The sequence below is a fragment of the Flavobacterium zepuense genome (assembly GCF_007097145.1).
GTDB lineage: Bacteria > Bacteroidota > Bacteroidia > Flavobacteriales > Flavobacteriaceae > Flavobacterium > Flavobacterium zepuense.
The window spans coordinates 1-2,895 of the sequence record NZ_VJVZ01000028.1; the positions used below are offsets into that span (position 1 = coordinate 1).

The window sequence follows — 2,895 nt, forward strand, 5'->3', positions numbered from 1 at the left end:
TTGCGCACCTTTTTAAGGCAGGATCCTGATATTATAATGGTAGGGGAAATACGTGATGTAAATACAGCCAATATGGCCATAAGGGCGGCCTTAACAGGTCACTTAGTACTTTCAACCATACACACTAATTCGGCATGGGCCACGGTGTCAAGGCTTATTGATATGGGTATACCACCTTTTCTGATTGCGAGCACCCTCAATGTAAGTATTGCTCAGCGGTTGGTACGTAAACTTTGTAATGTCTGCAAAGCGAAACAGACTGTCCATGCAGGCCTTTTCCCCACAGGATTTTTGATACCTGCTGCGCTAACGCATCATTTTGAAGCCGTTGGTTGCGAAGAATGCCACCATACCGGTTATTCCGGCAGGAAAGCCATTTATGAGATCTTACCTATAGATAAAGAACTCATGGGCCTCATCAAAGCTAATGTGCTTACCATAGACGACTACCTCGACAATAAAAAGAAGCAAACGCTTAAAAGCAATGCTATAGACCTTATAAAAGAAGGTGTAACATCGGTAGATGAGGTTTTCGCTCTACTTATGGAATAAAATAATAATGAAGATGGCAGTTATGCCACGAATGAAGAATTATGAGAAGACTATTACTTTGCGGCGTTTTTCTATTGGTTTCTCAACTACTACAGGCGCAGGATAGCCCAAGGGTTGAGCAGATCCGTAACCATATTGAGGCTATCGCGGCGGATACACCTGGCCTTATGGAACGCGTAAACATCAAGATCAAGGAAGCACCGCTTTCTGATTTTTTGCTTGCAGTTTCTGAAGTACATAAGGTAAACCTTAGTATTGACCCTACACTTAAACAGATCAACATCGTTAATAATTTTACAGATGTTACAGTGGCTGACCTGCTTATCTTTTTGTGTAAGCAGTATAACCTCTCGGTAGACTTTACCGGGAATATATTAGCCATCAGCCCCTATCAATCTCCTAAGGAAATCCCTGCTGAAAAAGTTATTGATGTAGCTTATGATCCTAGTGAAGATCTCCTAACACTTAATTTAAAAGATGACAAGCTCTACGATGCCTTCAAGAGAATTATGGATGTAAGTGGTAAAAACCTGGTATTTGCACCGGGTATGGAAAACCAGTTGCTTACGGTATATATAAAGAATATGCCATTTGATGCCGCCTTAAATAAACTGGCTTATGCTAATGACCTTGCTATTTCAAAATCAAGAGATAATTTTTACCTTTTTGATAAGTTTGACAATGCCGGGGCAACAGCTGCAAGCACTGCCGACAAAGGTGGGGCTGTAAGACAGAGCAGGCCACAACGCCAGAGGCGTTCTAATTTCTTCTTTAATATCCTTGATGCGGACAGGCAACTCCTTGAAGTGGATTTCGAGAATACTCCTATATCCAGTATCATTTATGATATCGGCACCGAATTGCAAATCGATATGTTTATTGCCAGCCCGTTAGAGAATGCAGGCAATGCAACTGTTAAGGCAAAAAATATCACTTTTGATGAACTCCTTATTAAGATGTTCCAGTCGAATGCGGCAAATGCGCCCACCACTGGAAATAAAAACGGGCAACAGCAATTTAGTGATGGGATGAACAATGGTATCCCTGTTAGTGCCACAACAGGTGATAACTACACCTTTATGAAGAAAGACAATATTTACTACTTTGGCACTAAGAGCCAGCTTACAGTACGTAATATTAAATCAATTGCACTAATGCATCGTTCTATTGAGCTGCTGGGCGATCCGGCAAGTTCAGAAAAAACGGTTGGCAGGACACAAACTAACTTTACCAACTATAATACTGGTTCTGCGGGCGGCCTTAATAATGGGTTCCAGCAACAGCAAAACCAACAAAGCCAGAATAGTAGAGGTAACGAGAGCGCCCCGTCAGAATCAATTCTTACAATCATCCCAGATGAGGCCAAAAAAGACCTTGATATAAAAATAGATAAAGAATTAAACAGCTTTTTAGTAAATGGCCCTGCTGATGCCATACAACGTTTTGAATCGTTCATAAAGTACATAGACAAGCCTGTACCTGTTATCTTAATAGAGGTAATGTTATTGGAGGTAAGCAGGACAGCAGTAGTTGAAACCGGTATTAGCGCTGGTATAGGTGATAAACCCACTACGACTACCGGAACGGTATTCCCAACGGCAGATATAAATTTAGGCGCACAGACCATTAATAAGATCATAAATGGTTTTGACGGATTTGGCTCGCTAAACATAGGCTCTGTAGTACCTAACTTTTATTTAAGCCTTAAAGCGCTTGAAACCAACGGAAATATAAAAATACGTTCATCCCCAAGGTTATCTACGCTAAATGGTCATAAGGCAAGCCTTTCTATCGGGGAGACTACCTACTATGTAGTAACCAGCCAGAATTATTACGGCTCACAAATAACGCAAACCTCTGAAATCAAAAACTACCAACCCATTGATGCCGACTTATCGGTAACTATCAGGCCATTGGTATCGGGCGACGGGCAAATAACCCTTGACATCAAAGTAATACAGTCGAGCTTTAATGGCGAGCGAATTGATGAAGATGCCCCTCCGGGAATTAATTCACGGGAATTTACCTCGATTATACGTGTAAAAGACCGCGACCTTATTGTTTTGGGAGGGCTTGAAGAAAAGGTAAAAAATGATTCAGGAAGTGGCGTGCCTTTGCTCTCAAGGATACCTATCATTAAATGGCTTTTCAGTTCGCGCAAGCGTGAAGATTCCAGGAAAAAACTTAGTGTACTTATAAAACCAACCGTTATTTACTAATGGCTCTAAGTGTAGAAAATATGCTTTTGGGAAAGCAATATGTTGCTTTAGAATTCTTTTCTATAAACCGTCAGGATAAAATTGCCTTCCTGTCAGTGCAAAAGAAAAAGAATGAACTTGTTAT

General features: G+C 40.9%; 2 protein-coding genes. Both read left to right on the forward strand.

What is annotated here, in order from left to right; translation table 11 throughout:
- Positions 1–552 (forward strand): GspE/PulE family protein (locus tag FMM05_RS20825; protein ID WP_185965649.1); only part of this gene is annotated, 552 nt, incomplete at its 5' end.
- 41 nt (positions 553–593) lie between these two features.
- Positions 594–2,771, forward strand: a complete 2,178-nt coding sequence (locus FMM05_RS20830) for a type II secretion system protein GspD (RefSeq protein ID WP_143375354.1) — start codon at positions 594–596, stop codon at positions 2,769–2,771.
- The last annotated feature ends 124 nt before the right edge of the window (positions 2,772–2,895 follow it).